The sequence below is a fragment of the Sphingomonas sp. TX0543 genome (genome assembly GCF_048565505.1).
GTDB lineage: Bacteria > Pseudomonadota > Alphaproteobacteria > Sphingomonadales > Sphingomonadaceae > Sphingomonas.
The window spans coordinates 3,273,100-3,296,436 of the sequence record NZ_JBLZUS010000002.1 but is presented as its reverse complement, the minus strand read 5'-3'; the positions used below and the strand labels follow the sequence as shown (position 1 = coordinate 3,296,436).

The window sequence follows — 23,337 nt, the reverse complement described above, 5'->3', positions numbered from 1 at the left end:
CGGCGTAGATTAGCGGAGTGCGGACCTCGTCAGGGGGTTGATGTTAGGCGGCGAACTTGCGGTGCTGCAAGCGCCGATGTTCGATGGTCTGTCGCTTGATCCTTTCGCGCAGTTTGATGATTGCCGGTGCCCTGCCGAAGTAGGCATCGGCGGGCGTCACGTTGCTGAGGCTCTCGTGGTAACGCTGGTGGTTGTAGTGCTCGACGAAGGCCTCGATCCGGGCCTCGAGGTCGCCGGGCAGGAAGTAGTTTTCCAGCAGGATGCGGTTTTTCAGGGTCTGATGCCAGCGCTCGATCTTGCCCTGGGTCTGCGGGTGTAGCGGGGCACCGCGCACATGGCTCATCTTCTGGGCCTCGATGTATTCCGCCAGTTCGCCGGCGATGTAGCTGGGGCCATTGTCCGACAGCAGCCTTGGCTTGTGCAGCACCGTGGCGCTGTCGCAGCCCGATGCGGCCAGTGCCATGTCCAGCGTGTCGGTCACGTCCTCGGCGCGCATGTTGGTGCACAGCTTCCAGGCGATGATGTAGCGTGAGAAGTCGTCGAGCACGGTCGACAGGTACATCCAGCCCCACCCGATAATCTTGAAGTATGTGAAGTCGGTCTGCCACATCTCGTTCGGCCGGGTGGTCTTGGTGTGGAACTGATCGGCGGCCTTGATCACCACATAGGCCGGGCTGGTGATCAGGTCATGGGCCTTCAGAAGGCGGTAAACCGTGGCTTCCGACACGAAGTAACGCCTTTCGTCGGTAAAGCGCACCGCCAGCTCCCGTGGGCTCAGCTCGGACTGCTCCAGTGCCAGTTCGATGATCTGATCATGGATGTCAGGCGGGATCCGGTTCCACACGCGGCTCGGTGCCGATGGCCGATCTTCCAACGCCTCCGGTCCGCCTTCGAGGAACCGGTCGTACCAGCGGTAGAACGTCCGGCGTGCGATCCCCAGCTTGTCGAGGGTGAGCTTCGCCGGCAGATGCGACTGCTCGACGATCCGGATGATCTCGAGCTTCTCGGATGCGGGATATCTCATTCGTCGTCGCCCCCATCCGCGATCATGCTTTTTTTGAGCAGACGGTTTTCGAGCGTCAGGTCGGCCACGCATTCCTTCAGGGCACGGGCTTCGCGGCGCAGGTCCTGCACCTCGCCGCTGGTCGCGGCACGAGCCGTGTCACCCGCCAGGCGCCGCTTGCCCGCTTCCATGAACTCCTTCGACCAGGTGTAATACAGGCTCTGGGCAATGCCTTCCTTGCGGCATAGTTCGGCAATGCTGTCTTCGCCACGCAGCCCATCGAGCACAATGCGGATCTTGTCTTCGGCCGAAAAATGCCGCCGGGTCTGCCGCCGGATGTCCTTCACCACACGCTCAGCAGGGGCCTTGGCAGGCGATTTTTTCAAGGAGTGTTGGGGCTTCATCTTCGTTCCTTCGTCACTACGACGAAGCCCCAACACTCCTTAATTCACAACCTCAAATCTGTGCCATTGGCGCTGACGGGGAACAAGATGCAGCGAAGCGCAAACTCGCCGCCTGCGTCAGCGCCCAAAACGAGCCGAAAATACTGTCGGCACCTGCGACCGTAATTCTAGCCACGGACAATCATTTTCACAACCATCTACCAAGCCTTTTCCCGCATAATCAGACTGCGAAGAGTTGGTTCGAACACGATGCTGCTTTGCGCGAAACGTCGGCCTTCCGTAACGGGACGCTTCAGGGGGCGTATTTGATCATTGCGGCTCGTGCGCTCGGCTTAGACACGGGACCGATGTCCGGATTTGACAATGCCAAGGTCGATGAGGCTTTCTTCGTAGGCAGTCCGCACATAAGGACAAATTTCATCTTGACGCTCGGATACGGCGATCCAAGCAGCATTTTTGAGCGCTTGCCGCGTCCAAAATTTAGGACGTTCAATAGGATTTGGTAAATTATTGCGATTGGGTCGCAAATGTGCGCGCTTAAGGGAGTAGGTCGGTTCGATCGCGGCAGCACCTAGCTTGTCGATGCATCTTCTTTATGATCGACTAAACCCAGGTTCATTGATCGACTGACGAAAGCCACGGCTACACCTTGCGGCTGTTCGTGACGGAGGGCCTGGATGAATTGCGTGCCTGACGCCTGATCCTCGATCAGGATCGTCTTGGATTCGTACTGGCGTGAGAGCCGGATAGGGCGCGCACCGGCAAAACCGCGCAAATCCGCGGGGCTCGAGATCGTGGTGGGCCACTATTCGACCTCTATTTGTGATTCCACCTTCTTATTCCCCTGCAAAAAAGGGGCAAGCGACCAGAGCGTGGTTCGGCGCCGACTGCGCGCACAGCCAGCCAGTCCGTCACGCGCACCTGTCACAGTGGCCATCATCCTCGGAGCGGCGCAGTTTGGTGGGTTTTGCACGGTCTGTGTAAATTTCGGAGAAAGTAAAGCGGATAGAGTATGGCCAACAAAAGGGGGCCTTCGCTGTGGCCCTTTGCTGAGTTTACACGGCGCCGCGTGGAGGGTTCAGCGGAGCATGTGCTGGTGATCGCTCCAAGAGTGCGTAAGCGGCTGCGCGGTTAGGGATTGCGCTGATATTTTTGCTGGCGGGCCGACTGATGGGTGACAGCGTTTCGCTTCTGGCGCCTCACGCCAAGGGCGACTTGCTGGATTGTGGCCTTTCCTGCCGCGACTTTAGCGCAAGAAGAAAGTGAGCACGACGAACCCCAGAATCATAAGCAGGGTCGTGACCCCATAGGCGTGGATAGCCCAAGCCTCGCGCGACACACTTTGCGACAGTTCCTCGATGAGATCGGCATGATGGTCACGAATATCGGCGAGCGCCTGGCGCCGGATATGGTCGATGAGCCGATCCAGTCCGGATTTGCCGTCCTGCAGCTCCACCGCACGACCGAGTACGCCTTCAACGCGAACCAGATCCTGGCTGGCGGCGAGGATCGCGGCGCAAAGATTTTCGGTTTGAAGCGCCACCGCGCTCATCCGATCCGCAGCGATGTTGAGCTTCGCAATGCTGCGAGTGGCGGCCTGCTCCATGTAAGTGGCAAGCCGTAGCGCGAGCGCGCGGAGTTCCTTGCCGGCCTCGCGCGAATTATCCACCACCTCGTCGGACGCGGCGATGGCCTGCAGGATATAGCCCACGAGATTTTCGTTGCCCTTGAGGATCGCGGTCAACAGGAACACCGCATCATCGTCGGCGAGCCGACGCTCGTGCGCGAAGCGCAGGATCGCCTCGACCTCGTCGCTGTGACCGTAATAGAAGCGCTCGAGGAGCTTGCGGGCGGAGACGGGCGGCATTGCCCCCCCGTTGTCTTCGGTGGTCATCAATATGCCTTGCACTCGACGTCTTCCATGCCGAGCGTGTCGGCGATGGAGCGCAACTGATCCATCCAGCTGTTGAGCCAGTTGCGGACGTTTGCGGCGTCATAGATTTTCCACGGTGCCTGCCGGTAGGTGACGGCGTCACCATAGGTGAGGCTCATCGCCTCGGCGACCGCGTTGGCGCCCGCCGCGAGCGCGGGTGCAACGATCAGCCGGCCGCCGGCCTCCTCGAACAGCTTGCGCGTGCGGCCACCGACATTGCGCCCATAGCGATCGGAGAACCCGTGGGTGTCCCACAGCCGATAGTCGGCTTCCTCGACCCCGACCGAGCTTCTGACGGCCACGTACGTCGCGTCGGGGCCGAACGTCTGGATAGCTGTTGATTTCCGCTGAGAGTTGACCCGGGATTTTCATCGAGAAGTGACCCGGGTTGAAGATATGTCCCGCGATGCGGGTGATGGGTCAAGCTGGCGATTTTTCCTTTCGTGGTTTGGGCGCCGCGGCGGCGGTGCTGGCTCTGAAGCGGAAGCTGTCGTTTCCGGTCTCCAGGATGTGGCAGTGGTGCGTGAGCCGATCGAGCAGCGCGGTCGTCATCTTGGCATCGCCGAACACGCCGGCCCACTCGCTGAAGCTGAGGTTGGTGGTGATGACGACGCTGGTGCGCTCGTAGAGTTTGCTGAGCAGGTGGAACAGCAATGCCCCGCCTGACGAGCTGAACGGCAGGTAGCCGAGCTCATCGAGGATCACGAGGTCGAGACGCAGCAGCCGATCGGCCAGCTGGCCGGCCCTGTTCATGGCCTTTTCCTGCTCGAGCGCGTTGACCAGGTCAACGGTGGCGAAGAAGCGGACCTTCTTGCGATGATGCTCGACCGCCTGGATGCCGAGCGCGGTGGCGATGTGGGTCTTGCCGGTGCCCGGCCCGCCGATCAGCACGACGTTGTGGGCGCCGTCGATGAACTCGCCGCGGTGCAGCTGGCGAACCATGGCTTCATTGATCTCGCTGGAAGCGAAGTCGAAGCCGGCGAGGTCCTTGTAGGCCGGGAAGCGGGCGGCCTTGATCTGGTAGGCGATCGAGCGGACCTCGCGCTCGGCGACCTCGGCCTTGAGCAGCTGTGACAGGATCGGCACCGCGGTATCGAAGGCCGGCGCCCCCTGTTCGACGAGTTCGCTGACGGCTTGGGCCATGCCGTACATCTTCAGACCGCGAAGCATGACCACGACGGCGGCGCTGGCAGGATCATGACGCACGGGCGGTCTCCTTGTTGCGGAGCGCGTCGTAGCGCTCGACGTTAGCCCTGGGCTCGCGGACCAGGCTCAGCGCCTGTGGGGCGTCGATTCTCGGCGGGGTGCCAGCTTTGCCGTCGGTCAGCCGGTGCAGGATGTTGAGGATGTGGGTCTTGGCCGGAACGCCGGCTTCGAGCGCCAGCTCGACGGCGCAAAGCACCGCCTGCTCGTCGTGCTGCAGGACGAGGGCGAGGATCTCGACCATCTCCCGGTCGCCGCCGGGGCGCTTGAGAAGATGGCCCTGCAGCCGCCGGAACGCATCAGGCAGCTCGGCGAAGGGCGCGCCATTGCGCAGGGCGCCAGGCTTGCGCTGGATCACCGCCAGATAGTGCCGCCAGTCATAGACCGTCCGCCCCGGCAGGTGGTGCGAGCGTTCAATGATCCGGTCATGCTCGCACAGGATCTGGCCTTCGGCGGCGATGACGATTCGGTCAGGGTAGACGCGTAGGCTGACCGGCCGGTTGGCGAAGGATGCCGGCACGCTGTAGCGGTTGCGCTCGAAGTGCACGAGGCAGGTCGGCGAGACCCGCTTGGCGTGCTCGACGAAGCCGTCGAAGGTCCGCCCCAACGGCATCAGGCTGACTACCTCGTCGGCCCAGGCATCGCCGATCGTGCCGGGCAGGACGCCATGCTGGATCTGGCCCCATTGCTCGATGCAGCGCTGTTCGAGCCAGGCGTTGAGTGCCGCCAGATCGGGGAAGCTGGGCAGCGGCTGCCACAGTCGGCGCCGGGCATCCTGGACATTCTTCTCAACCTGTCCCTTCTCCCAACCGGCGGCCGGGTTGCAGAAATCCGGCTCGAACAGGTAGTGGCTGGCCATCGCCGCGAACCGGGCATTAACCTGCCGGACCTTGCCGGCACCGATCCGGTCGACCGCGGTCTTCATGTTGTCGAAGATCCCGCGCCGGGGGACGCCGCCGAGAACCCGGAACGCCTGGGTCAGCGCATCGAACAGCATCTCGTGGGTCTGGAGCAGATAGGCTCTGACGATGAACGCCCGGCTGTGCGACAGCTTGCTGTGCGCCACCTGCAGCTTGGTCCGCTCGCCGGCAATGATCGCCCAGTCCTCGCTCCAGTCGAACTGGAACGCCTCGCCCGGCGCGAACGCCAGCGGGACGAAAGTACCGCGGCCGCTGGTCTGGGCATCACGCTGCCGCTCGGCCTTCCAGGTGCGAACGAAGGCCGCGACGCGGTTGTAGGATCCGTCATAGCCCAGCACGACCAGATCGGCGTGCATCTGCCTGGCGGTGCGCCGCTGCTTACGCGACCGGCCCGCCTCGATCCGTAGCCATGCCGACAGCTTCTCGGCGAACGGGTCCAGCTTGCTTGGCCGCTCGGGAACCTTGAACTTCGGCTCTACCGTGCCGGCGCGCAGGTACTTGCGGATCGTGTTGCGCGACAATCCGGTGCGTCGCTCAATCTCCCGGATCGGCATCCCTTCGCGGAAATGCCAGCGCCGGATTACGCTCAATAACGCCATGTCGATCACTCCTTGATCCCCCGACGCAAATGCCAGGGGGAAGCTCAGAACATGGGTCACTTCTCAGTGGAAACTTTGGACCTTCCCGGGTCAGCTCTCAGCGGAAATCAACAGGGTAGACTAAGTGAGCTTGATCCGCGCTGCCCAGTCGATTTCGCTCATTGCGGCTAAGATCGCGTCCCATGCTATGCACGAGAAATCGATCCGATGGAGCGCTTCATGCAGCGTATGAATCCGCGGCTCCGATCCGTACCGACCGCCGGTGCTGACCGGCGCATGGCCGCAGATCTGGTCAAGCGTCTTGTCGGTGATCCCCGCATCGTTGCCCTTGGCCTTGAACGCATGGCGGGTCGAATAGAACACCAGCCGTTTGTCCTCGGACACGTAGCGGTCGATGACCCGGTTGGCACGCTGGCTGGCCTCCTTGGTGCGCTTGCCGACCTTGTTTTCCTTCAGGTCGGGGAACAGCTGCGTCTGACCCAGCCGGCGTAGCGTTTCGCAATAGTCGAGAAATCCAAGGTCGATCAGCTTGCGGTGGACGGGAATCAGCCGGATCGAGCCTTCGGTCTTGACCGACTTGTTCTCGCCATCGTCATCGAACGCATATTCGTCGATGTCGAGATAGATCATGTCACCGTCCCGCTTGACGTCGGCGAGCGCGAGTTGGCCGACTTCCTCGAGTCTGGCGCCGGTCGTGATCGCGATCAGGAAGATCCAGAACAATGTGGCATCACTGATGCGCGACGCCGATGCCCAGCTCGACGGGTTGGTGAACAACGGGGCGGCGCACAGCTGCGTCAACTCGCCGTCCTGGGAACTGCGCCGCTTCTTCTTGGTCTTGCTGTAGCCGATGATGGTGATGCCGACCCCGGTGTTGGTCGCGATCCAGCGCTGCTGGAAAGCATAGGTTAGCAACGCTTGCAGCGCCCCGATCCGCTTCTTGAGCGTCTGCGGCGAGCATTTGGGCAATGATGATGCATGCTTCTTCAACCGTTCGCGGAACGGCAGCTGGCGATCGGCCCGCGGCATCGACGAGGGTAGATCCTTGGCCGCGTCGCGATAGTCGAACAGCAGGTCGGCATCGATCGTCGAAACCGCTATGTCGCCCGCGAAATCGATGAAGTCATCGACCGATGCCTCATATTCCTGCGCGCTCTGCAGGCGCGGCTGATTACCGGCCTTCCATTCGTTAAACAGTGTCTTGAGTCGCATCGTCGGGCGCAGCCGCGGCTGCGGCACGCGTGGGCGGCGATCCGCGAGGCGAGCCCGGTTGAGCTCCTCGTCGCCAGTCCGCTTGTCGTCGAGCTGCGCAAGAAACGCCTTGCCCAGTTCGTCGTCAGAGAAGCGGTCGGCGCCGGGATCGGCGGCGCGCAACCGCGTAATCGGTCCTGCGAGGGCAGGGCGCCAAAGAGGTTCGTCCTCGTGCCACCGTGCTCTGATCCAGTTATTGCCGACCTTTTCTGGATTTCCTTCGTAGCTCTCGTCGAGCATCGCGTCGTAGCGATCGCGGCTGGCGTGAACCGCCGACCAGTCGGTGTTGGCCGCGGGCCCATACGTCGCGGGCGGGAAGATGTCGCCGACCCCGGCGCTGACGCTGCCGCCGACCGTGGCATCCAACTCCATCAACGTCGCGATCAGGCGTTCGCCACCGGATAGACCAGGCTTCGTGGCCGGTGTCTCGAACCAGCGTCGGACCAGGGCGCCTGGCGTCGGCACCAACATTCCTTCTGCCATCAACCGGCGTGCTTCGGCAAGCCGCTCCTCGAACGCGGCATTCTCGCGCGCGAAGCCGATTTTAGCGATCGCCGGATCCTTGGTGCGCAGCGACACCTTCACCAAAGCCTTGCCGTCGAAGGCCGGCCGCAGGGGCTCGGGCACCCCGCGGCGGAAGTACAACACCCCGGTGCGGGGATCTTTAAATGGGGTTGCCATAACGCATTTCTTCACGTGTTTTGTACCCATCCTTTGTACTCATGGATGGTGCAAACAACGTAAATCACGCGATTTCCGGTGCTTGGCCGGAAATGGTGACCCCTACGGGACTCGAACCCGTGTTTTCGCCGTGAGAGTACTGATTTTAAAGCATTCTGGATGCGCTCGGACACGTTCATGTCTATTTTAACTAATTATAATAAATGGAAAATATCCATGACCGTCCGATTTCGTCCGAGGGGGTATATTACACGATTTTACACGATTTTTTTTCCTGCTACAACGACCAGGTTCCGGCGCGCGCGGCCGTAACTTCCCGCGTCAAGCGGTATCCGGATGCTAGCATTACGTAGGTGCTCGATGAGTAGGCAGGTCCAGGAAGCGAATCTCCAAGTTCGAGCGGCTCGACAAAGGCTCAGGGCGAGGGCGGAGCCGTATTGGCGCGCGCTCGAAGAGGGGCGTCACCTGGGATACTTTAAGGGTCTGAAGCGCAGCAGATGGGTCGCGCGGATGCGTGTTCCGTCCGGCGACGAGCTTGTCTATTTGACCTATCGCCTCGCGTTGTGTGACGATTCCGAGGAGGCCGACGGCGATCGAATCCTCAATTGGAGCCAGGCAAAGCAGAAGGCTGAACATTGGTTTGCGTCACAATTGCGCGCGGGTTCAAAAACCCGCATCGGCCCGCAAACCATCAAGCTGGAGGAAGCGGCGACCGCTCTAAACGAGTTGACTGTGAAGGAGGCAGTGGATGCCTACGTCACCATGCGCGACGCGCGCGACAAGGCGAGGATTGGGCGCGCTGTAAAATCGGATGCCCATCGATTGAAGCTGCACGTGCTGGAGGGCAGTGAATTAGGCCATTTGCCACTCGATTCTCTTTCGGAGGACAACCTCCGCGCATGGACCGATGGGCTGGCCGATATGAAGGCCAGCACACGCAAACGGCTGGTGAATGATTTCAAGGCTGCACTCAACGACACGTATCGCCGGCATCGAAAGGTTCTGCCGCCGGATTTTGCGATCATCATCAGGCACGGGCTTGTCGCGCAGTCCGTTCCGGAAGGTGAGGCCGATTCTGGCGTGCGCGAAAATCAGATTTTGACGGACCAGCAAGTCGCTAGGCTGATTGCGACGTCGATGTCGCTCGACCCGGATGGGGATGCGGCTCGGGTGATCATATTGCTGGCGGCGACGGGCGCGCGCTTTTCGCAACTCCGTCGGATGCAAGTCCGGGACGTACAATGCGACCAATCGAGGTTGATGGTCCCGCCATCGCGGAAAGGAAAGGGAAAAACGGTTTCCCGTATCCGCGTCCAAGTGGGGGCCGATGTCCTTGCTGCCCTGGAGCCTATCCTCGTTTCGCGCCCCGCTTCCGCCACGCTTTTGGAGCGCTGGCGACATAAGCAGACGGCACCGGCAACCTGGGTGCGCGCGGATCGTGGAGCATGGCAAACGGCGTCGGAACTGACGCGATTCTGGAAGAAAGTGGCGGATCAGGAAAATCTGCCGAATCTCGTGCCCTATGCGCTTCGACACAGCTCGATCGTCAGGGGTATCAGAGTGGGTCTTCCCATTCGGCTCGTGGCGGCATTGCACGATACCTCTGTCGCAATGATCGAACGCCATTATTCAAGATGGATTACTGAGGGTCTCGATGATTTGGCCGCAAAGGCAGTAGTACCCCTAATTACTATGACTGACGCCGCTGTCTCGGACAGCGAGGCCGATTCAGGTCCCGATTAGTGGTCTCAACGCTCTTGCCTTTCACACACGTTGCTCTGCTGGATTAGCTCAAATCGCTTGGCGCCCCCTCAGGCCGACAATCTCAAGAGTCTGACGGGTCGCGGCGTTTCGGCGGTTGTCGTTGAAGATGAAGTGCTCATCGGCAAAGCCGAGATGTTCGGCACTGCCGGCATTGCCCCGCTGTCGGCCGAGATGACGGCCGCTATCGAGAAGCTGCGCGCTAGCGGGCAGACTAGCATAATCGCGCGCCGCTACGATAAAGACCTTGGCGCGATCGGCCTGCTCGATACGCCGCGGGAGGCGGCGAAGGCTACGCTCAGAAATCTGCGCGCGATCGGCATCAAACGGATGGTTATGATTTCGGGCGATCATCAGCGAGCAGCCGATGCGATCGCCATGGAAGTCGGCATCGATGAGGCATGGGGTGACCTTATGCCGGAAGACAAGGTTGAGGCGGTCAAGAAGCTCCGCGCCGAAACCAAGGTCGCCATGGTTGGTGACGGCGTTAACGACGCCCCAGCCATGGCGACGGCGACGGTAGGGATCGCCATGGGCGCCGCCGGGTCGGACGTGGCCTTGGAGACGGCCGACGTGGCTCTGATGGCAGACGATTTGGCACATTTGCCATTCGCGGTCGGACTTAGTCGCAGCACGCGCTGGGTCATCCGCCAGAACGTGTTCGTGAGCCTCGGCGTTGTCGCATTCCTCGTGCCCGCGACGATCCTCGGGCTCGGTATCGGCCCTGCGGTCATGATGCACGAAGGGTTGACCTTGCTGGTCGTCTGCAACGCGCTCCGGTTGCTCGCCTATCGGAACAAAGGGAATACGTAATGAGCAACCGGCTCCCCAAATTGGTCTGTATCGCCTACCGATAGCTGCTGTTAACCGCGCGTGGAGAAACACTCTCAACCGGCGCGGGATTTTAGCCCCCGATCGGCGAACACATCGCCTCAAAATCGGGCGGCAAAATTTTCATTGCCTCGTCCACGATCGCGCGGATCGGCCGCAAAGGATGATCAGCCGGAACCCGAGCCTCGCAACTCATATAGGAAAACAAACCCGCCGTTTACCTGTCGCCGCCGCGCATCGCATCGCCCTCTCATCACCCCGACGATACTGAATCACCCTAAACCTCATCGGGGAAGGCTTTTTTCGCGCCCTGTTAGACCAACCAGGCATTAGTGGTCGCAATGAGCAGAAGAACGCCAAGCGCTCCGCGATAGATGACGAATGGCCAAGCGGAGAATCGCTCAAGGACCCGCATCAGCGCCCAAATGGCTGCGAATGCAGAAACGGACGCGACAACCAGTCCGAGGGCCAAAACGGACCAGCCCTGTGTGTCGAGATGAGCTTTGTTCAGCTCCGTTAACTCCTTCGATCCGGCGACAGCGATCGCCGGGATACCCAGCAGGAAGGAGAAGCGTGCCGCCTCCTCGCGCTTGAAGCCAAGGGCCAAAGCCGCAGTTAGGGTCGAACCCGATCGCGAGACGCCAGGAATCAAGGCACCAACCTGAGCGAGCCCGATCAGAAGCGCATCGACAAGCGAGGAACTCTCGACGGTCCGGCGATGACGGGCCGTGATCTCGGTCATCGCCATCAGGAGTGCCATGCAGAGACAGGCCCAGCCAATCACCGTAAGACTGCGAAGGGGCGAGTTGCATGTGTTGAGGCTGTTGGACAGGAGGGCACCCGCCAGCACGATCGGGACTGTCGCAAGAGCGATCCAGATCGCCAGACGGAAATTGGGATCGGCGAACTGCCGACGGCTGATTGCCGATATAGAACCGACCACCAGGCGGCGAACGTCCTGCCAGAAATAGCTGATGACGGCAGCGAGCGCGGCGAGCTGCATCGCGGCCGAAAAAGCGGAGCCGGGATCTCGCCATCCCAACAGGGCGGGCACGATGCGCATATGGGCCGTCGAGGAAATCGGCAGAAGTTCGGTGATACCTTGCACCACTCCCAATAGTGCGACCTTGGCATAGCCCAGTGTCACGAAACCCGTGTCGACCCCTGCGGCACATTGTCCGGTCATATCAGTGCATTCCTCCTGGGTGTTGGATGCCCGTAGATCGTCGCTTTGCTGTCCTGGATAATCGGATTATCGCACTCGCTGATCTCGACCGACAAGACGCATGCCATTGAGAACGACCAGGAGCGACGCTCCGACATCCGCCGCGATCGCGCCCCAGAGGGACGCCATGCCAATCAGCGTCAGGCCTGCGAACACGAGCTTCACCGCCAGCGAGAAGCCAATGTTCTGCCGGACGATGGCGAGCGTCGCCCTCGAATGCCGAATGAGCCACGGCAGACGGGAGAGGTCGTCCTGCATCAGTGCGATGTCCGCTGTCTCGATCGCCGCATCGCTGCCAATCGCGCCCATCGCGATGCCAAGACCGGCGCGCGCCATGGCCGGCGCGTCATTGACGCCGTCCCCGACCATCCCGACATGGCCGTGTTGCGCTACCAGGCTTTCTATCGCTTCGACCTTCTGTTCGGGAAGCAACTCGGCGTGGACCTCATCGATACCGGTATTGCGCGCGATGGATTGGGCAGGCGCGTGGCCATCGCCAGTCAACATCACGACCCGGGCGATGCCAAGTTCATGCAGTTGCGCGACGATCTGTCTGGCCTCGGGACGCACCGCGTCACCGACCGCAATAAGTCCGATGACTGCCTCCGCTTTACCGACGATGATCCCGGTCAGACCAGCTGCGGCTATCCGATGCAAATGGGCGGTGAGCGCATAATCGCCAGCGTCCTCAAGTCGCTCTACAAGATAGCCCGGCGATCCGACCCAGGCCTCGCGACCGTCGATCGCACCAACCACGCCTTTGCCGGGCAATGCTGTCACGGACTTTGCGGGGACCACGTCAACGCCGCGTTCCGCCGCGGCATCGAGGATCGCACGCGCAATCGGGTGCTCGCTTCGCGCTTCGATCGCAGCCGCGATCGCCAGTAATTCAAGCTCGTCTCGGCCGTCAAACGGGACCAGCTCGACCACCTTGGGACGCCCAAGCGTGAGCGTGCCCGTCTTGTCGATGGCGATCGCGGTGATGCGGGCCGGCGTCTCGAGATGGACGCCACCCTTGACCAGCACGCCCTGTCGGGCTGCGCCGGTCAGCCCCGCGACGATGCTGACCGGGGTCGAGATGACCAGGGCGCAAGGGCAGGCGATGACAAGCAACACCAGCGCCTGATAAAACCAGGCGGCCCAACTGCCCCCGAGTAGAAGCGGCGGCACGAGGAATACCGCCAGCGCCAGCGCCATCACGACGGGCGTATAGATCCGCGCGAAATGTTCCACCCACTGCTCGGTCGGCGCCCGTTTACTCTGCGCTTCGCCAACCATGCGCACGATACGGGCGAGCGTCGTGTCGGAGGCCGGCCGGGTCGTTACGATCTCGATCGCTCCCATGCCGTTGATGGTTCCCGCAAAGACCGTTGCGCCTTGTGCGACGGTGACGGGGACGCTCTCGCCGGTAATCGGCGCCTGATCGACCGCGCTCGTCCCCGCAACCACGCGCCCATCGAGCGGAATCTTGCCGCCAGGCGGAACTATCACCTGCGTTCCGACAGCGACGTCCGCGACCGGCACATCCTGCTCGACGCCTGCGGCATCCCGTATTCGGGCGGAGTTGGGCGCGATGTCCATGAGTGCCGCGACGGCACGGCGAGCACGTCCGAGGCTCCATGCCTCGAGAGCAAGCGCGAGAGCGAAGAAAAAGGCGACCGTCGCGGCTTCGAACCATTGCCCAATGCCGAGGGCGCCTGCCACCGCGACGATCATGAGCAGGTTCATGTCGGGCCTGAGCCGTCGCGCGGCGAGGGCGGCCTTGGGAGCGACGTATCGGACCGCCGAGAGGATCGCCAGCGAGTAGGCGAGCATGGCCAGGAGGGGAGGGTGGGCCTCGCGCGCGAGGCTCTCGTGCAGCACCGCAGCGAGGCCGCTCGCACCGGCATGGATCGTGAAACCCACCACGACCAACACGCCACTGGCGATCGTCAGCACCGCCTGAACGCGGCGCCGACGTTGCTCGCCTTGCGCACCGGCGGTGTTTCCACCTTCTTTCCAAGGTTCGGCGCGCATGCCGGTGCGTTCGACCGCCTTCAATATTCCGGCGTGATGCACGGCATCGGACGCACCTGCGACCGACATGCGGCCATTGATGAGATCGAACGAGAGGTTCTCCAACCCGACGACCGGCCCGACTTCGCGCTTGAGAACCGCGACTTCGTCACCACAGTCCATGCCGTGGATCTTGAAGATGACGCTATCCGGAGGATCCGGACGCGCCTGTTCGACGGGTGGCCGGTCGCCGGAACAGCCGCTGCACTCATCAGCAGTCGTTTCATCCTTTTTGGTGGCGCCAGGCGCTTGCCATTCGGCTGTCATCCCGGTGGTCGACACCGCCGCGATCACTGCCTCCACCTCGAGGACCGCCTCGACTTCGATGTCGAGGAGTCCGCGCTTCGGCTGGAACGACAAATGCCGCTCGTCGAAGCCAAGGGGGAGGAGGGCCTCCTTGAGCAGGCGCACCTCATTCTGGCAATCGAGTCCGCGGATCTTGAATCGCAATTGGCGCTTCGTAGCGATAGCGCTCGCCTCGGTCGGCTCGATCATAACGTCACCTCGACTTTTCGACATGACATCCTCTATAAAGTCTGAAGTCACTAGAGGGTCAACCAATATGTCCGTCGAGCCGCTCAGCATCGGAAAGCTCGCGAAAGCGACCGGAACGAAGGTCGAGACAATTCGCTATTATGAAAGCGTCGGATTGCTTGCGCCGCCGGCTCGGACGAAGGGCAATTATCGGGCTTACGCTCCACAGCATCTCGCGCGGCTCAGTTTCATCCGCCGGGCTCGCGCGCTCGGTTTCTCGATCGACCAGGTGCAGGAGCTTCTCAAGCTCGCCGACCAGAAAGACATCTCGTGCAAAGCCGTGGACACGATCGCGCGCGAACATCTTGCCGAGATTGACCGAAAGCTTCGGGATCTGAATACACTCAGGTCCGAATTGAGCAGCGTGATCGTCCAGTGCGGGCACGGCACCATTTCCGAATGCCGCATCATCGAAACATTGGCGCCGGTTTCCGTGGCGGGCGGCTAGATAGGTTGACGGCCTCGAGCCGGCTCCACGATCAGTCACGCTAATGCAAATAACTCGCAAAACAGCTTGACCCTCTAGCGGCTAGAGGGTCTAAAGGAAGCGGATGTTTACGTCCGCGAACAACCCCCGCACCTTGTCGATTCGCGTTGGAGCGTTCTCGTTCCACCGCGTGACACTCCGCATCTTGGCCGTCCTTGGTGCGGCGACCTTTGCGCTGGGCACGAGCGCGATCGCCCATGCTGATACGGCGAATGTCCAGACTGCATGGCGGCTCCTCGACTATATGGCAGTCGATTATGGGGGGGCGGTCTCTGGTGGCAAAATCAGGAGCGCGTCCGAATATAACGAAATGACCGAATTCGCGGCGTCGGTTTCGGCGCGTCTCGCGACGTTGCCGCAAACACCTGAGCGAGCCAAGCTCATTGAAGGGGCTACCCGGCTCCAGGCCGTTATCGCCGCGAAGGGCGCACCCGAAGAGGTTGCCCGCGTCGCGCATGGCCTCGCTGCGGATCTGCTCAAGGCCTATCCGGTGCCGCTCGCGCCGAGCAAGGTGCCCGAGCTTGCCCGCGGCGCCACCTTGTTCGCGCAGAATTGTGCGAGTTGCCACGGTATGACCGGGGATGGTCGCGGGCCCGATGCCGCGAAGCTAACGACCCCGCCGATCGCTTTCAGCGAATTAGCACGCGCGCGGCAGCGCAGTCCCTTCGCGCTCTATCAAGTCATCGACCAAGGCATCGACGGCACAGCGATGCAAAGTTTTGCGAGCCTGCCAGGCGACGATCGCTGGGCGCTGGCCTTCTATGCCGGTCGCTTCGCCTTTTCCGATGCCGCCGCGACGGAAGGCGAACGACTGTGGAAAGCCGATCCCGGCCTCCGACAACGGATTCCCGACCTGACGGCGTTGGCGGGGCTGACTCCGGAAACGCTCGCCAAGAGCATTGGGAGCGGGCAGGCCGATGCAGTTATTGCTTACCTGCGCCGCCACCCGGAAGCGGTCGTCCAGCAGGCTCCCGGCTCACTCGATGTGGCGCGCGCGAAGCTTGCACAGAGCCTCGCCGCCTATCGGGCGGGCGATCGCCACGCTGCCCAGGAGCTGGCGCTGTCGGCCTATCTCGACGGATTTGAGCCGCTCGAGCCGATGCTGACTGCGCGTGACGCAACGCTCATGGGTCACATCGAAAGCGCCATGGGTGAGTTCCGGGCCTCGCTCCAGCAAGGCCGCCCCGCCGACGAAATTGCCACGCGCGTCCAGGTGCTGGGCGGCTTGTTTGACGACGCCGACGCCGCCTTGTCCCCGGACGCGGCCAGTAGCGCATCGACCTTCTTGGGGGCCTTCACCATCCTGCTGCGCGAGGGGCTCGAAGCCCTGCTAATCGTCGTCGCGATGATCGCCTTCCTGCGCAAGGCGGAGCGACCTGAAGTGCTGCCCTATGTCCATGGCGGCTGGATCGGGGCGCTGGCGGCCGGCGGCGTCACCTGGGCGATCGCGACCTATGCCATCGGGATCAGCGGCGCGAGCCGGGAGCTTACTGAAGGGTTCGGATCGCTGTTCGCGGCTGTCGTCCTACTCTCCGTAGGGATCTGGATGCACGGAAAGGCGCAAGCGGATCAATGGCAACGCTACATCCGCGAAAAGATGTCGCACGCGCTGTCGCGGCAATCGGCCTGGTTCCTGTTCGGCCTGGCCTTCATCGTCGTCTATCGCGAGGTGTTCGAGACGATGCTGTTCTACGCCGCGCTCTGGACCCAGGGAAATGGCGGCATGATGCTGGCGGGTGCCGGCTCGGCAGTAATGCTGCTTGGGCTCGTCGCCTGGGCTATGTTGCGCTACAGCCGTGATCTGCCGATCGCGAAGTTCTTCGCCTATAGCGCGTGGCTGATGGCAATCCTCACCATCGTGCTCGCCGGCAAGGGCGTCGCCGCGTTGCAAGAAGCGGGCATCATCGACATCGCGCCGCTCGCGGGTGGAATCCGCGTCTCTATGCTGGGTATTTTTCCGACCGTGCAATCGATCGGAGCCCAACTTCTGACGCTCGCCGCGCTGGTAGCGGGTTTCATGGTCAATCATCGTCGCGCGGCCGTGACCACGAGCTGATGGCGGTGCGACCAGACCATAGCCACCACCGAGACCAACCGAGGTCCGACGAACACGCGCGGCCAGCTCGTGTCGTATGGGAGTATGCTTCTTCGCAGGCGAGTAGATCTTCATGCTCCGTCTGATCTCGGTCGCTCGTCGCGCAGGCCGATGTGAGACGATCACTTTGCCGCATCTCATAGTCTAGGTGCATCGATATCTAGCATGACGTTGGCGCGCGTCGTAGGGTCCGAGGCTTGATCCTCCGTAATCTGAAGGGTGTCTCTGCTCCCCCCTGTGACGGCAGGACCCGGCCTGGATTGAAAGGCTGACGAGATGGTCGCAAGCGAGTTGGTTACCCGGCGCGAGATCACCGGCGCGGTTCTTGGTTGCACCTGTGCCATGGCTGTGTTGCCGCTCAAGCCTGTCTTCGCGACAGCAGCGGCCCTGGTTTCTGATTGGAACGGGTTTGCCAAGCCGCCTCGTTGGCAATCCTTCAACCTGATCACAGGCGACACAATTGTCCTCCCGAGCTACGTGGCGGGCATCTCCGTCGATGCCATTCTCGACAGCGGTAGCGCAGCTTCGATTGTCAGCACCTCGTTGGCCGCGAGACTTAACCTCGCTTCGACCGAACAGGTGATGATTCGCGGTATTGGTGGTCGGGCAAGCGTACAGCTCGCGCGCAACGTCGAGCTCACGCTTGCTGGACAGCCGCGCCGTCTTCCCTTTGTCGTCATAGCCGACCTGGAAGCTGTCTCATCCGCAATCGGCCGGCCGGTCGATGTGGTGCTCGGGGAGGATATGCTTGTCGAGCGCTGCATTGCCCTGGAATTCGCGAGCAGCCGAATTTCAATTGGTGATAGCGGCACCTTTTCCGGTGGTCGGGGTTGGCAGAGCATTTCTGTTGCGCATGGTTCGAATCGCGAGTTGCTCGTGGTCGCTTCCGTAGCCGGGCTTCCCGATACGCCCATGCTCTTCGACTTGGGCAGCTCGACCGCGCTGATGCTGGATCGCGCATATGTTGAGGAACACCGACTTCTGGACGGGGTCAGACAATCGACGGCGGCGATCGGAGGGGTGGATGGTACTAGGCTGGCCGCTGCCTTCATTGCGAACGAAGTCAAACTGGGCGGATTCCCCGTCCGTTCGGTGCCAACCCTCGCTCCATCAAGCTGGGCCTCCAAAAGTGCCCTTGGAAGTATCGGGTTTCCTCTGATCTCTCAATTCGATGTCGTGCTCGATGTTTCTGGGGGGAAGATATGGTTGCGACCGGCGCGGCGCGGGTTGCCGATGCTCGAGGACCACAGCGGCTTCGGGCTGGCACCGGGTGGCAATGAACTTTCCATCGTCCATGTCGCGGCCAACAGCCCTGCCGCAAGCGATGGCTGGCGGGCAAGGGATCGCATTCTGGCCATCAATGGCCATCGTATCGATGCATCCTATATCCGAGGCCAACATTGGCGGTGGCGCTTCATGCCCCCCGGAACTCTCGTGATATTGCAAGACCAGGCCGGACGCATGCGCGAACTCCGTCTTGTCGATTACTTTTAGGCCAGGCTTTCCGCGCCCACGGACGCTCAGGTCGCCGAGATCACCGCCATCATCCCAAAGGCTGGCTTCAGGTTATGCGACCGCACCGCCTGCTGGCATCACCCGCCGAATAGCCGGCCGATGAGCAGCGCGCTGGCGGCCAGATAGCAGGTGAGCGCCGCGAGCGCTGTCGTCGCCATTCCGAACGCCCGGGCACCGGCACCGTCGCTATAGCAACGGTAGAAGCTGAGCCGACCAATCGCGAACAGCACGTCGGACGCGATCAGCAGTGCCAGCCAGCGGCCGCCCGCGACCGAGGCCAGTAGCAGATGCGCGCCGACACCCAGGAATGCCTGCTCCAGCGTATTCTGCAGGAAGGCAACCTTGACCGCGAGTTCAGGGCTCGGCGGTCCCTTGGCAGCTCCTCCGATGTCGGCGGCCGACCGATAGCGCGCGCTCGACACCAGCCGGACTGCAACCACGACAACGGCAAAATGGACGGCGCTCGTCTGGATCGCGAACGCCAGCCGTGCGCCGACCTCCGTTGGGAAGGTGACGAACTTGGGCAGGAAGACGGCGCATCCAACTGAAACCGCCGCGCACAGGAGAATGGCCTGTATGGACTGTTTCCTGATTTGCCGTTGCTCTGTTTCCAGGTTCATCGTTACTTCCATATAAGCCGGGCCGCTCCGCCGTGATCAGGACGATCGTTCCGGTTGCGGTGTAAATTCGTTTTGCTTCCCGCACGTTGCCGAATCCGGCCGCCCTTACGAGTCGAGGAAGAGCCCCGTCCGCATTGGGTTGGGTGTCGGCGACGCCGTCGAGCCGCTGGATGGTAAGCCGGAACAGCAGCCGCATCAGGCCTCGCTGCCGACCGTAATCAGCGATTACAAGCCTCCCGCCGGGACGCAGCGCGGCATACATCGCGGCCCGGCCCGCCTGTTTCTCGGCCATGGGCACCTGGTGGAACATCAGGCTCGTGACAACAACGTCGGCGGGAAGTGTCGAAGTTCCGCGCGACGCCGCGTTCCCAGCGGATGTCCGCGCCGGCGGCGTCAGCTTTTGCGCGGGCAATCGCCAGCGCTTCCTCGTCCGGATCGGTGCCGATGAAATCCACGCCTGGCTCGGCTGCCTTGAGCATGATGGCGAAGCTGCCGGTGCCGCATCCAACATCAATAATTGCTTCGCCGGGACGCGGTGCCAAAAGCTCGATCATGGCGCGGCACGAGTGCAGATCGAGGGTCCAACGTCGGATCGCCTGATTGTAATCAGCGGTGTCGCCCTTCTCGAGCGGAGGCGTGTAGGCACCGTTCCTGCCGACACCTGCTTCGCATGTTTCGCCAACGCGCGTCGTGTGCCAATAAGCGGGATCGCTGTCTGCCCGTAATGTGCTGGCCTCACATCCGCAATCGCTCATCATTACCTCCGTAGCGAGTCGCGGAAGTATTCCGCACCCTCTAGTTGCTATAGGGTCAACCCCGGCTTCGCCCGGCAGTACCAGCGTGTCGGTGATCCGGTAGTTCGAGATCGCGCCCCGGTTGCACTGGCTGAGGCAATTCCTGCTTGACCCTCTAGTAGCTATAGACTGCATAAGGCAGGCGTCGATTCGTTCGGGGATAACGTAATGACCTGCAGCAGCTGCGCATCAGCAAAGCCGGACACGTTCAACGGTCAATGCTGGCTGCGCTTGCTCTGGATTGAGCTCGCGGCCGAGACAGTCGTGGGCTCGGCATGACTATTTTTGTCGGAGGCGCTGCGGCACCGCGCGGAAGCAGCATGGCCTCGTGGGGGATCGCGGGGAGGCATTTCTCGACCGTGCGCGCGGGACTGGCTCGGGTTCGTACCAAGGGTTTCCGGAGGATTAAGACGTTCAGCACCACCTCCACCGCGGCCTGGCTGGGGGGCCGCTGATGCTCGTTCTTGGCTTTCCGCGTATGCTCGTCCTGCTTGGTTTTGTGGTGCTGGTCCTCTCCTTGGGTGCAGCGCCGGCAGCGTTCGCGCGGGAGCCCTCAGTCTCCTTTGCCGTTGACGGCAGTATCGACGGACAGGCCGCCCTCCGGAGCACCGACGCTCACGCCGTGCCAACGGATAGTGGCAAAGGTTGTCCCTATCGTAACTGCGCGTGCCACGCGCATTATATAGCAGCGATCGTCCCACAGCCCTCGGACATATCGTCTACGAGCAATGCTGTTGCCCGAGTTGGGATGCGAACCTCCATGCACGCAAAAGCGTGCAGTGGCCCTGCGCTCAGGCCACCCGAGGCCTGACCATCCGACTCTTCGCGGCAGCTGGCCGCAAAGCTTCGTCTGGATAGTCAGGAGCTACTTTTCATGCATCGAGTTATTGCGGCCATATTGACCGTCACGTCCTGCGCATCAATTGCCCAGGCGCAGTCGGCGGCCTCACCCCCCTCCACCAGTCAATCGATCTTCACACTCGATCGTGCCCGAACCATTGCCGGGGGCAGTTCCCCTAGTATCGAGTCGGCGGCGGCGGGGATTCGCTCGGCGGCTGCTGGACGTACGATCGCGGGCCTCAGGCCCAATCCTGAAATTCAGGTTCAGACCGAGAATGTTGCCGGCTCTGGCATCTATCGCGGCACGCAAAGCGCGGAAACGACAGCGACGCTTGCACTCCCGATAGAGCTTGGCGGCAAGCGTTCCGCACGAATTGCCGTCGCCGATTCCCGGAGCGCGCGCGCGCAAATCGATGCGGCCATCGCGCTCGCAGATCTCAACCTGCGGATCACGCAAACCTATATCTCGGCGACCGCCGCCGAACGACGCGTGGACGTCGCTCGCCAGCAGGCAGAGATCGCAGGAAATGCTTTCAAGGCAGCGCGGACGCGGGTGATAGCAGGCGCCGGTGCGCCTATTGATCAGCAGCGAGCCGAGGTCTTGCGGGTGAATGCCGAGGTGGGTCTCGAACGCGCGATGCGCGAGGCAGCCGTAGCCCGGGGGAACCTCGAACGGCTTATCGGTCAGCCTATCGATGGCTCACTTGATCTTGGCTGGTTCGGTCGCATCGGCGGTTACGGCCCGACGATGCCGGTCGATCCGAGCGGTACATTGGCGCTGGCTGCCGCGCAGGCCGATCTCAACACTGCGAATGCCCAGGTGCGGCTCGCCAGATCCCAGCGTATCCCGGACATCACGATCAGCGTCGGCGCGCGGCGCTTATCGGAAACCAACGACAACGCGGCGGTGATCGGAATCGCTGTCCCGTTCCCGCTTTTCAACAACGGCGCGGCCGCCGTAAGTCAGGCTCGCGCCGAGCAGACGCGGGCCGATGCCAACCGCCGGGTTGCCGTGATCGAGGCGGAGCAGGCTATTGCGAGCGCCCAGGCTGAGTTGGCCAATGCTGCCGCAACGGCTCGGTCGGCAGGAGGACCGGGTCTTGCCGCGGCCTCCGAGGCCGCCCGCATCGCTCGGATTGGCTATTCTCAGGGCAAGTTCAGCCAGCTCGATTTGCTGGAGGCAGAAAGAACCCTCGCCGAGACCCGGGCTGCGTTCACCGATGCCCTAGCGGCCTATCATGATGCCGAGGCACGCCTTGAGCGATTGACTGCCTCCGCACCCGAATTGGGGGACCGCTGAGCGTTGCAACAATGCTTCCCATCGGTGCGGTCTATCACGCGCCCTGCCATCGTGGCGGCGGCGTATGCGCCGTCGATTGCCGGGCCGTCGGGCCCAGGCCAGCCGAATTCCGGAGATATCCTATGATCCAAGACAAGCGCCTTCTGGGCGGCGTGGCGGGTGCCGTGTTACTCGCTGCCATTGGCGGCTTCAGCGTCGCGCGCTGCACAGCCGATTCAGCCCCCGGCAACCAATCGGCAGAAAAAAAGAAAGACCAAAGTGAGAGGCCGCCGGATAGCCTCGTCATGACTGCGCAGGCAATCCGTGAAGCCGGCATCGCGGTGGAGGCGGTGCGTGCAGGAGGCCTCGGGTCGGAGATCGTTTCGCAGGCGGTCGTCACCCCCTCCCCGACGGGTCAAGCGTTGGTGACGGCCCGTGCGGGCGGCGCGGTTACGCGCGTTTTCAAGCGGCTCGGTGATCCCGTCCGGGCCGGTGAAGCGCTCGCGGTAGTCGAGAGCCGGGATGCCGCGCAGATCGCAGCCGACCGGACCGCCGCCGCTGCGCGCGCCGAGCTGGCGCGCAAATCGCTCGCGCGCGAGCGATATCTTTACGACCAGAAGGTGTCGGCGCGCGTCGATCTCGAACAGGCGCAAGCGGAAGCCGCCGCGACAGCGGCCGAAGCGCGCCGCGCACAGGTCGCGGCGGGTGCGGCTAACGTCACCGGCGACGGCCGCGGTGTCATCGTGGCAAGCCCGATCGCCGGGCGCGTCACCTCCGCGTCGGTGAGTCTGGGTGCCTTTGTCCAGCCGGAGGCCGAGCTCTTTCGTGTCGCCGATCCGAGCAAGATCCAGGTCGAAGCCGCGATCAACCCAAGCGACATAGCGCGTCTTGCGGCGGGAGATCGGGCGATCGTCGAATTGAACGATGGATGCACGGTCGAAGGCCGTGTTCGGGCCGTCACCCCAACGCTGAGCGGCGAGACCCGCTCGGCCACGGCGCTCATCGAAGTGCCGGGCGGTGTCCTTCAACCTGGTCTTGGCGTGCGGGTGCGCCTGATGCCGAGCCAGGGCACAGCGACCAATGCGATTGTGGTCCCCGAAAATGCCGTGCAGAGCGTTGACGGCCGCGATGCCGTGTTCGTCCGCACGCCCCAAGGGTTCCGGGCGCGCTTCGTGACGCTAGGCCAGCGCAGCGCTGGCAGAGTTGAAATCGTTTCCGGGCTCAAGTCCGGCGACATCATCGCCACCCGCAACGCTTTCCTGCTCAAGGCCGAACTCGGCAAGGGCGCGGGCGAGGAGGAATAAGCC

General features: G+C 62.4%; 17 protein-coding genes and 2 pseudogenes. 8 read left to right on the top strand and 11 right to left on the bottom strand.

Annotation, left to right across the window (positions count from 1 at the left end; genetic code table 11):
- Positions 1-43: 43 nt before the first annotated feature.
- Positions 44-1,407 (bottom strand): IS3 family transposase gene (locus ACM61V_RS16395; RefSeq protein WP_119592876.1). Its coding sequence is split into 2 segments (ribosomal slippage): positions 44-1,059 and positions 1,059-1,407, totalling 1,365 coding nucleotides; the frame shifts between segments, so codons are not numbered across the junction.
- Between ACM61V_RS16395 and ACM61V_RS16390 the strand changes: the two genes are divergently transcribed.
- Positions 1,380-1,913, top strand: coding sequence for a malonic semialdehyde reductase (locus tag ACM61V_RS16390; RefSeq protein WP_419714275.1), 534 nt, complete (start codon positions 1,380-1,382; stop codon positions 1,911-1,913). The two genes, ACM61V_RS16395 and ACM61V_RS16390, sit on opposite strands and share 28 nt — an antisense overlap.
- Positions 1,914-2,653: 740 nt before the next feature.
- On the opposite strand, the gene ACM61V_RS16385 is transcribed toward ACM61V_RS16390, so the two are convergent.
- The 5 genes from ACM61V_RS16385 to ACM61V_RS16365 form a co-directional block, all read right to left on the bottom strand.
- The gene (locus ACM61V_RS16385) at positions 2,654-3,301 is read right to left on the bottom strand and encodes a hypothetical protein (RefSeq protein WP_137787497.1); all 648 of its coding nucleotides are present in this window, start codon (positions 3,299-3,301) and stop codon (positions 2,654-2,656) included.
- Positions 3,301-3,642, bottom strand: a complete 342-nt coding sequence (locus ACM61V_RS16380) for a hypothetical protein (RefSeq protein ID WP_419714157.1) — start codon at positions 3,640-3,642, stop codon at positions 3,301-3,303. Before ACM61V_RS16380 ends, ACM61V_RS16385 begins: the two co-directional genes overlap by 1 nt.
- Before the next feature lie 118 nt (positions 3,643-3,760).
- Positions 3,761-4,546: an IS21-like element helper ATPase IstB gene (gene istB / locus ACM61V_RS16375; RefSeq protein WP_419713736.1), complete on the bottom strand. Its 786-nt coding sequence runs from the start codon at positions 4,544-4,546 to the stop codon at positions 3,761-3,763.
- Positions 4,536-6,062 carry an IS21 family transposase gene (gene istA / locus ACM61V_RS16370; RefSeq protein WP_419713735.1) on the bottom strand — a complete coding sequence of 509 codons (1,527 nt, stop codon included), beginning with the start codon at positions 6,060-6,062 and terminating at the stop codon, positions 4,536-4,538. The genes istB and istA overlap by 11 nt, the downstream gene beginning before the upstream one ends.
- Before the next feature lie 120 nt (positions 6,063-6,182).
- Positions 6,183-7,994 carry a DUF6538 domain-containing protein gene (locus tag ACM61V_RS16365; protein WP_419714156.1) on the bottom strand — a complete coding sequence of 604 codons (1,812 nt, stop codon included), beginning with the start codon at positions 7,992-7,994 and terminating at the stop codon, positions 6,183-6,185.
- A gap of 510 nt (positions 7,995-8,504) precedes the next feature.
- On the opposite strand from ACM61V_RS16365, the gene ACM61V_RS16360 reads away from it, so the two are divergent.
- Positions 8,505-9,737, top strand: a complete 1,233-nt coding sequence (locus tag ACM61V_RS16360) for a tyrosine-type recombinase/integrase (protein WP_286772173.1) — start codon at positions 8,505-8,507, stop codon at positions 9,735-9,737.
- 66 nt (positions 9,738-9,803) lie between these two features.
- Positions 9,804-10,568, top strand: a pseudogene (locus ACM61V_RS16355) (HAD-IC family P-type ATPase); the annotation flags it as partial.
- A gap of 97 nt (positions 10,569-10,665) precedes the next feature.
- Here the strand turns inward: ACM61V_RS16355 and ACM61V_RS16350 are convergent.
- The 3 genes and pseudogenes from ACM61V_RS16350 to ACM61V_RS16340 all read right to left on the bottom strand — a co-directional run.
- Positions 10,666-10,782: pseudogene (locus tag ACM61V_RS16350) on the bottom strand (IS5/IS1182 family transposase); the annotation flags it as partial.
- 117 nt (positions 10,783-10,899) lie between these two features.
- Positions 10,900-11,772 (bottom strand): undecaprenyl-diphosphate phosphatase, encoded by an 873-nt coding sequence (locus ACM61V_RS16345; protein ID WP_286772172.1) that lies wholly within the window; start codon positions 11,770-11,772, stop codon positions 10,900-10,902.
- Positions 11,773-11,838: 66 nt separating this feature from the next.
- Entirely contained in the window at positions 11,839-14,385 is a 2,547-nt protein-coding gene (locus tag ACM61V_RS16340) for a heavy metal translocating P-type ATPase (protein WP_419714155.1), read from the bottom strand.
- A gap of 43 nt (positions 14,386-14,428) precedes the next feature.
- Between ACM61V_RS16340 and ACM61V_RS16335 the strand changes: the two genes are divergently transcribed.
- The 3 genes from ACM61V_RS16335 to ACM61V_RS16325 all read left to right on the top strand — a co-directional run bounded on the left by ACM61V_RS16335 (position 14,429) and on the right by ACM61V_RS16325 (position 18,476).
- Positions 14,429-14,848, top strand: a complete 420-nt coding sequence (locus ACM61V_RS16335; RefSeq protein ID WP_286772170.1) for a MerR family transcriptional regulator — start codon at positions 14,429-14,431, stop codon at positions 14,846-14,848.
- Positions 14,849-14,951: 103 nt separating this feature from the next.
- The gene (locus tag ACM61V_RS16330) at positions 14,952-16,943 is read left to right on the top strand and encodes a cytochrome c/FTR1 family iron permease (RefSeq protein WP_286772169.1); all 1,992 of its coding nucleotides are present in this window, start codon (positions 14,952-14,954) and stop codon (positions 16,941-16,943) included.
- 315 nt (positions 16,944-17,258) lie between these two features.
- On the top strand, positions 17,259-18,476 hold the full coding sequence (locus ACM61V_RS16325) for an aspartyl protease family protein (protein ID WP_419714154.1): 1,218 nt from the start codon (positions 17,259-17,261) through the stop codon (positions 18,474-18,476).
- Positions 18,477-18,574: 98 nt separating this feature from the next.
- Here ACM61V_RS16325 and ACM61V_RS16320 read toward each other — a convergent pair whose 3' ends face one another.
- Together ACM61V_RS16320 and ACM61V_RS16315 are read right to left on the bottom strand one after the other, a co-directional pair.
- Positions 18,575-19,117, bottom strand: a complete 543-nt coding sequence (locus ACM61V_RS16320) for an MAPEG family protein (RefSeq protein ID WP_401531092.1) — start codon at positions 19,115-19,117, stop codon at positions 18,575-18,577.
- A gap of 218 nt (positions 19,118-19,335) precedes the next feature.
- Positions 19,336-19,872, bottom strand: a complete 537-nt coding sequence (locus tag ACM61V_RS16315) for a class I SAM-dependent methyltransferase (RefSeq protein WP_419714153.1) — start codon at positions 19,870-19,872, stop codon at positions 19,336-19,338.
- A gap of 913 nt (positions 19,873-20,785) precedes the next feature.
- Between ACM61V_RS16315 and ACM61V_RS16310 the strand changes: the two genes are divergently transcribed.
- Complete coding sequence (locus ACM61V_RS16310; RefSeq protein WP_286772165.1) at positions 20,786-22,051, top strand: TolC family protein; 1,266 nt, start codon at positions 20,786-20,788, stop codon at positions 22,049-22,051.
- A gap of 122 nt (positions 22,052-22,173) precedes the next feature.
- The gene (locus ACM61V_RS16305; protein ID WP_286772164.1) at positions 22,174-23,334 is read left to right on the top strand and encodes an efflux RND transporter periplasmic adaptor subunit; all 1,161 of its coding nucleotides are present in this window, start codon (positions 22,174-22,176) and stop codon (positions 23,332-23,334) included.
- Positions 23,335-23,337 lie beyond the last annotated feature (3 nt).

Bases quoted from the DNA above. Each gene is read 5' to 3' on its own strand.
- ACM61V_RS16385 (WP_137787497.1), bottom strand. From the start codon at position 3,301: ATGACCACCGAAGACAACGGGGGGGCAATGCCGCCCGTCTCCGCCCGC.
- istA (WP_419713735.1), bottom strand. From the start codon at position 6,062: ATGGCGTTATTGAGCGTAATCCGGCGCTGGCATTTCCGCGAAGGGATG.
- ACM61V_RS16365 (WP_419714156.1), bottom strand. From the start codon at position 7,994: ATGGCAACCCCATTTAAAGATCCCCGCACCGGGGTGTTGTACTTCCGC.
- ACM61V_RS16360 (WP_286772173.1), top strand. From the start codon at position 8,505: ATGCGTGTTCCGTCCGGCGACGAGCTTGTCTATTTGACCTATCGCCTC.
- ACM61V_RS16345 (WP_286772172.1), bottom strand. From the start codon at position 11,772: ATGACCGGACAATGTGCCGCAGGGGTCGACACGGGTTTCGTGACACTG.
- ACM61V_RS16340 (WP_419714155.1), bottom strand. From the start codon at position 14,385: ATGTCGAAAAGTCGAGGTGACGTTATGATCGAGCCGACCGAGGCGAGC.
- ACM61V_RS16335 (WP_286772170.1), top strand. From the start codon at position 14,429: ATGTCCGTCGAGCCGCTCAGCATCGGAAAGCTCGCGAAAGCGACCGGA.
- ACM61V_RS16330 (WP_286772169.1), top strand. From the start codon at position 14,952: ATGTTTACGTCCGCGAACAACCCCCGCACCTTGTCGATTCGCGTTGGA.
- ACM61V_RS16325 (WP_419714154.1), top strand. From the start codon at position 17,259: ATGGTCGCAAGCGAGTTGGTTACCCGGCGCGAGATCACCGGCGCGGTT.
- ACM61V_RS16320 (WP_401531092.1), bottom strand. From the start codon at position 19,117: ATGAACCTGGAAACAGAGCAACGGCAAATCAGGAAACAGTCCATACAG.
- ACM61V_RS16315 (WP_419714153.1), bottom strand. From the start codon at position 19,872: ATGAGCGATTGCGGATGTGAGGCCAGCACATTACGGGCAGACAGCGAT.
- ACM61V_RS16310 (WP_286772165.1), top strand. From the start codon at position 20,786: ATGCATCGAGTTATTGCGGCCATATTGACCGTCACGTCCTGCGCATCA.
- ACM61V_RS16305 (WP_286772164.1), top strand. From the start codon at position 22,174: ATGATCCAAGACAAGCGCCTTCTGGGCGGCGTGGCGGGTGCCGTGTTA.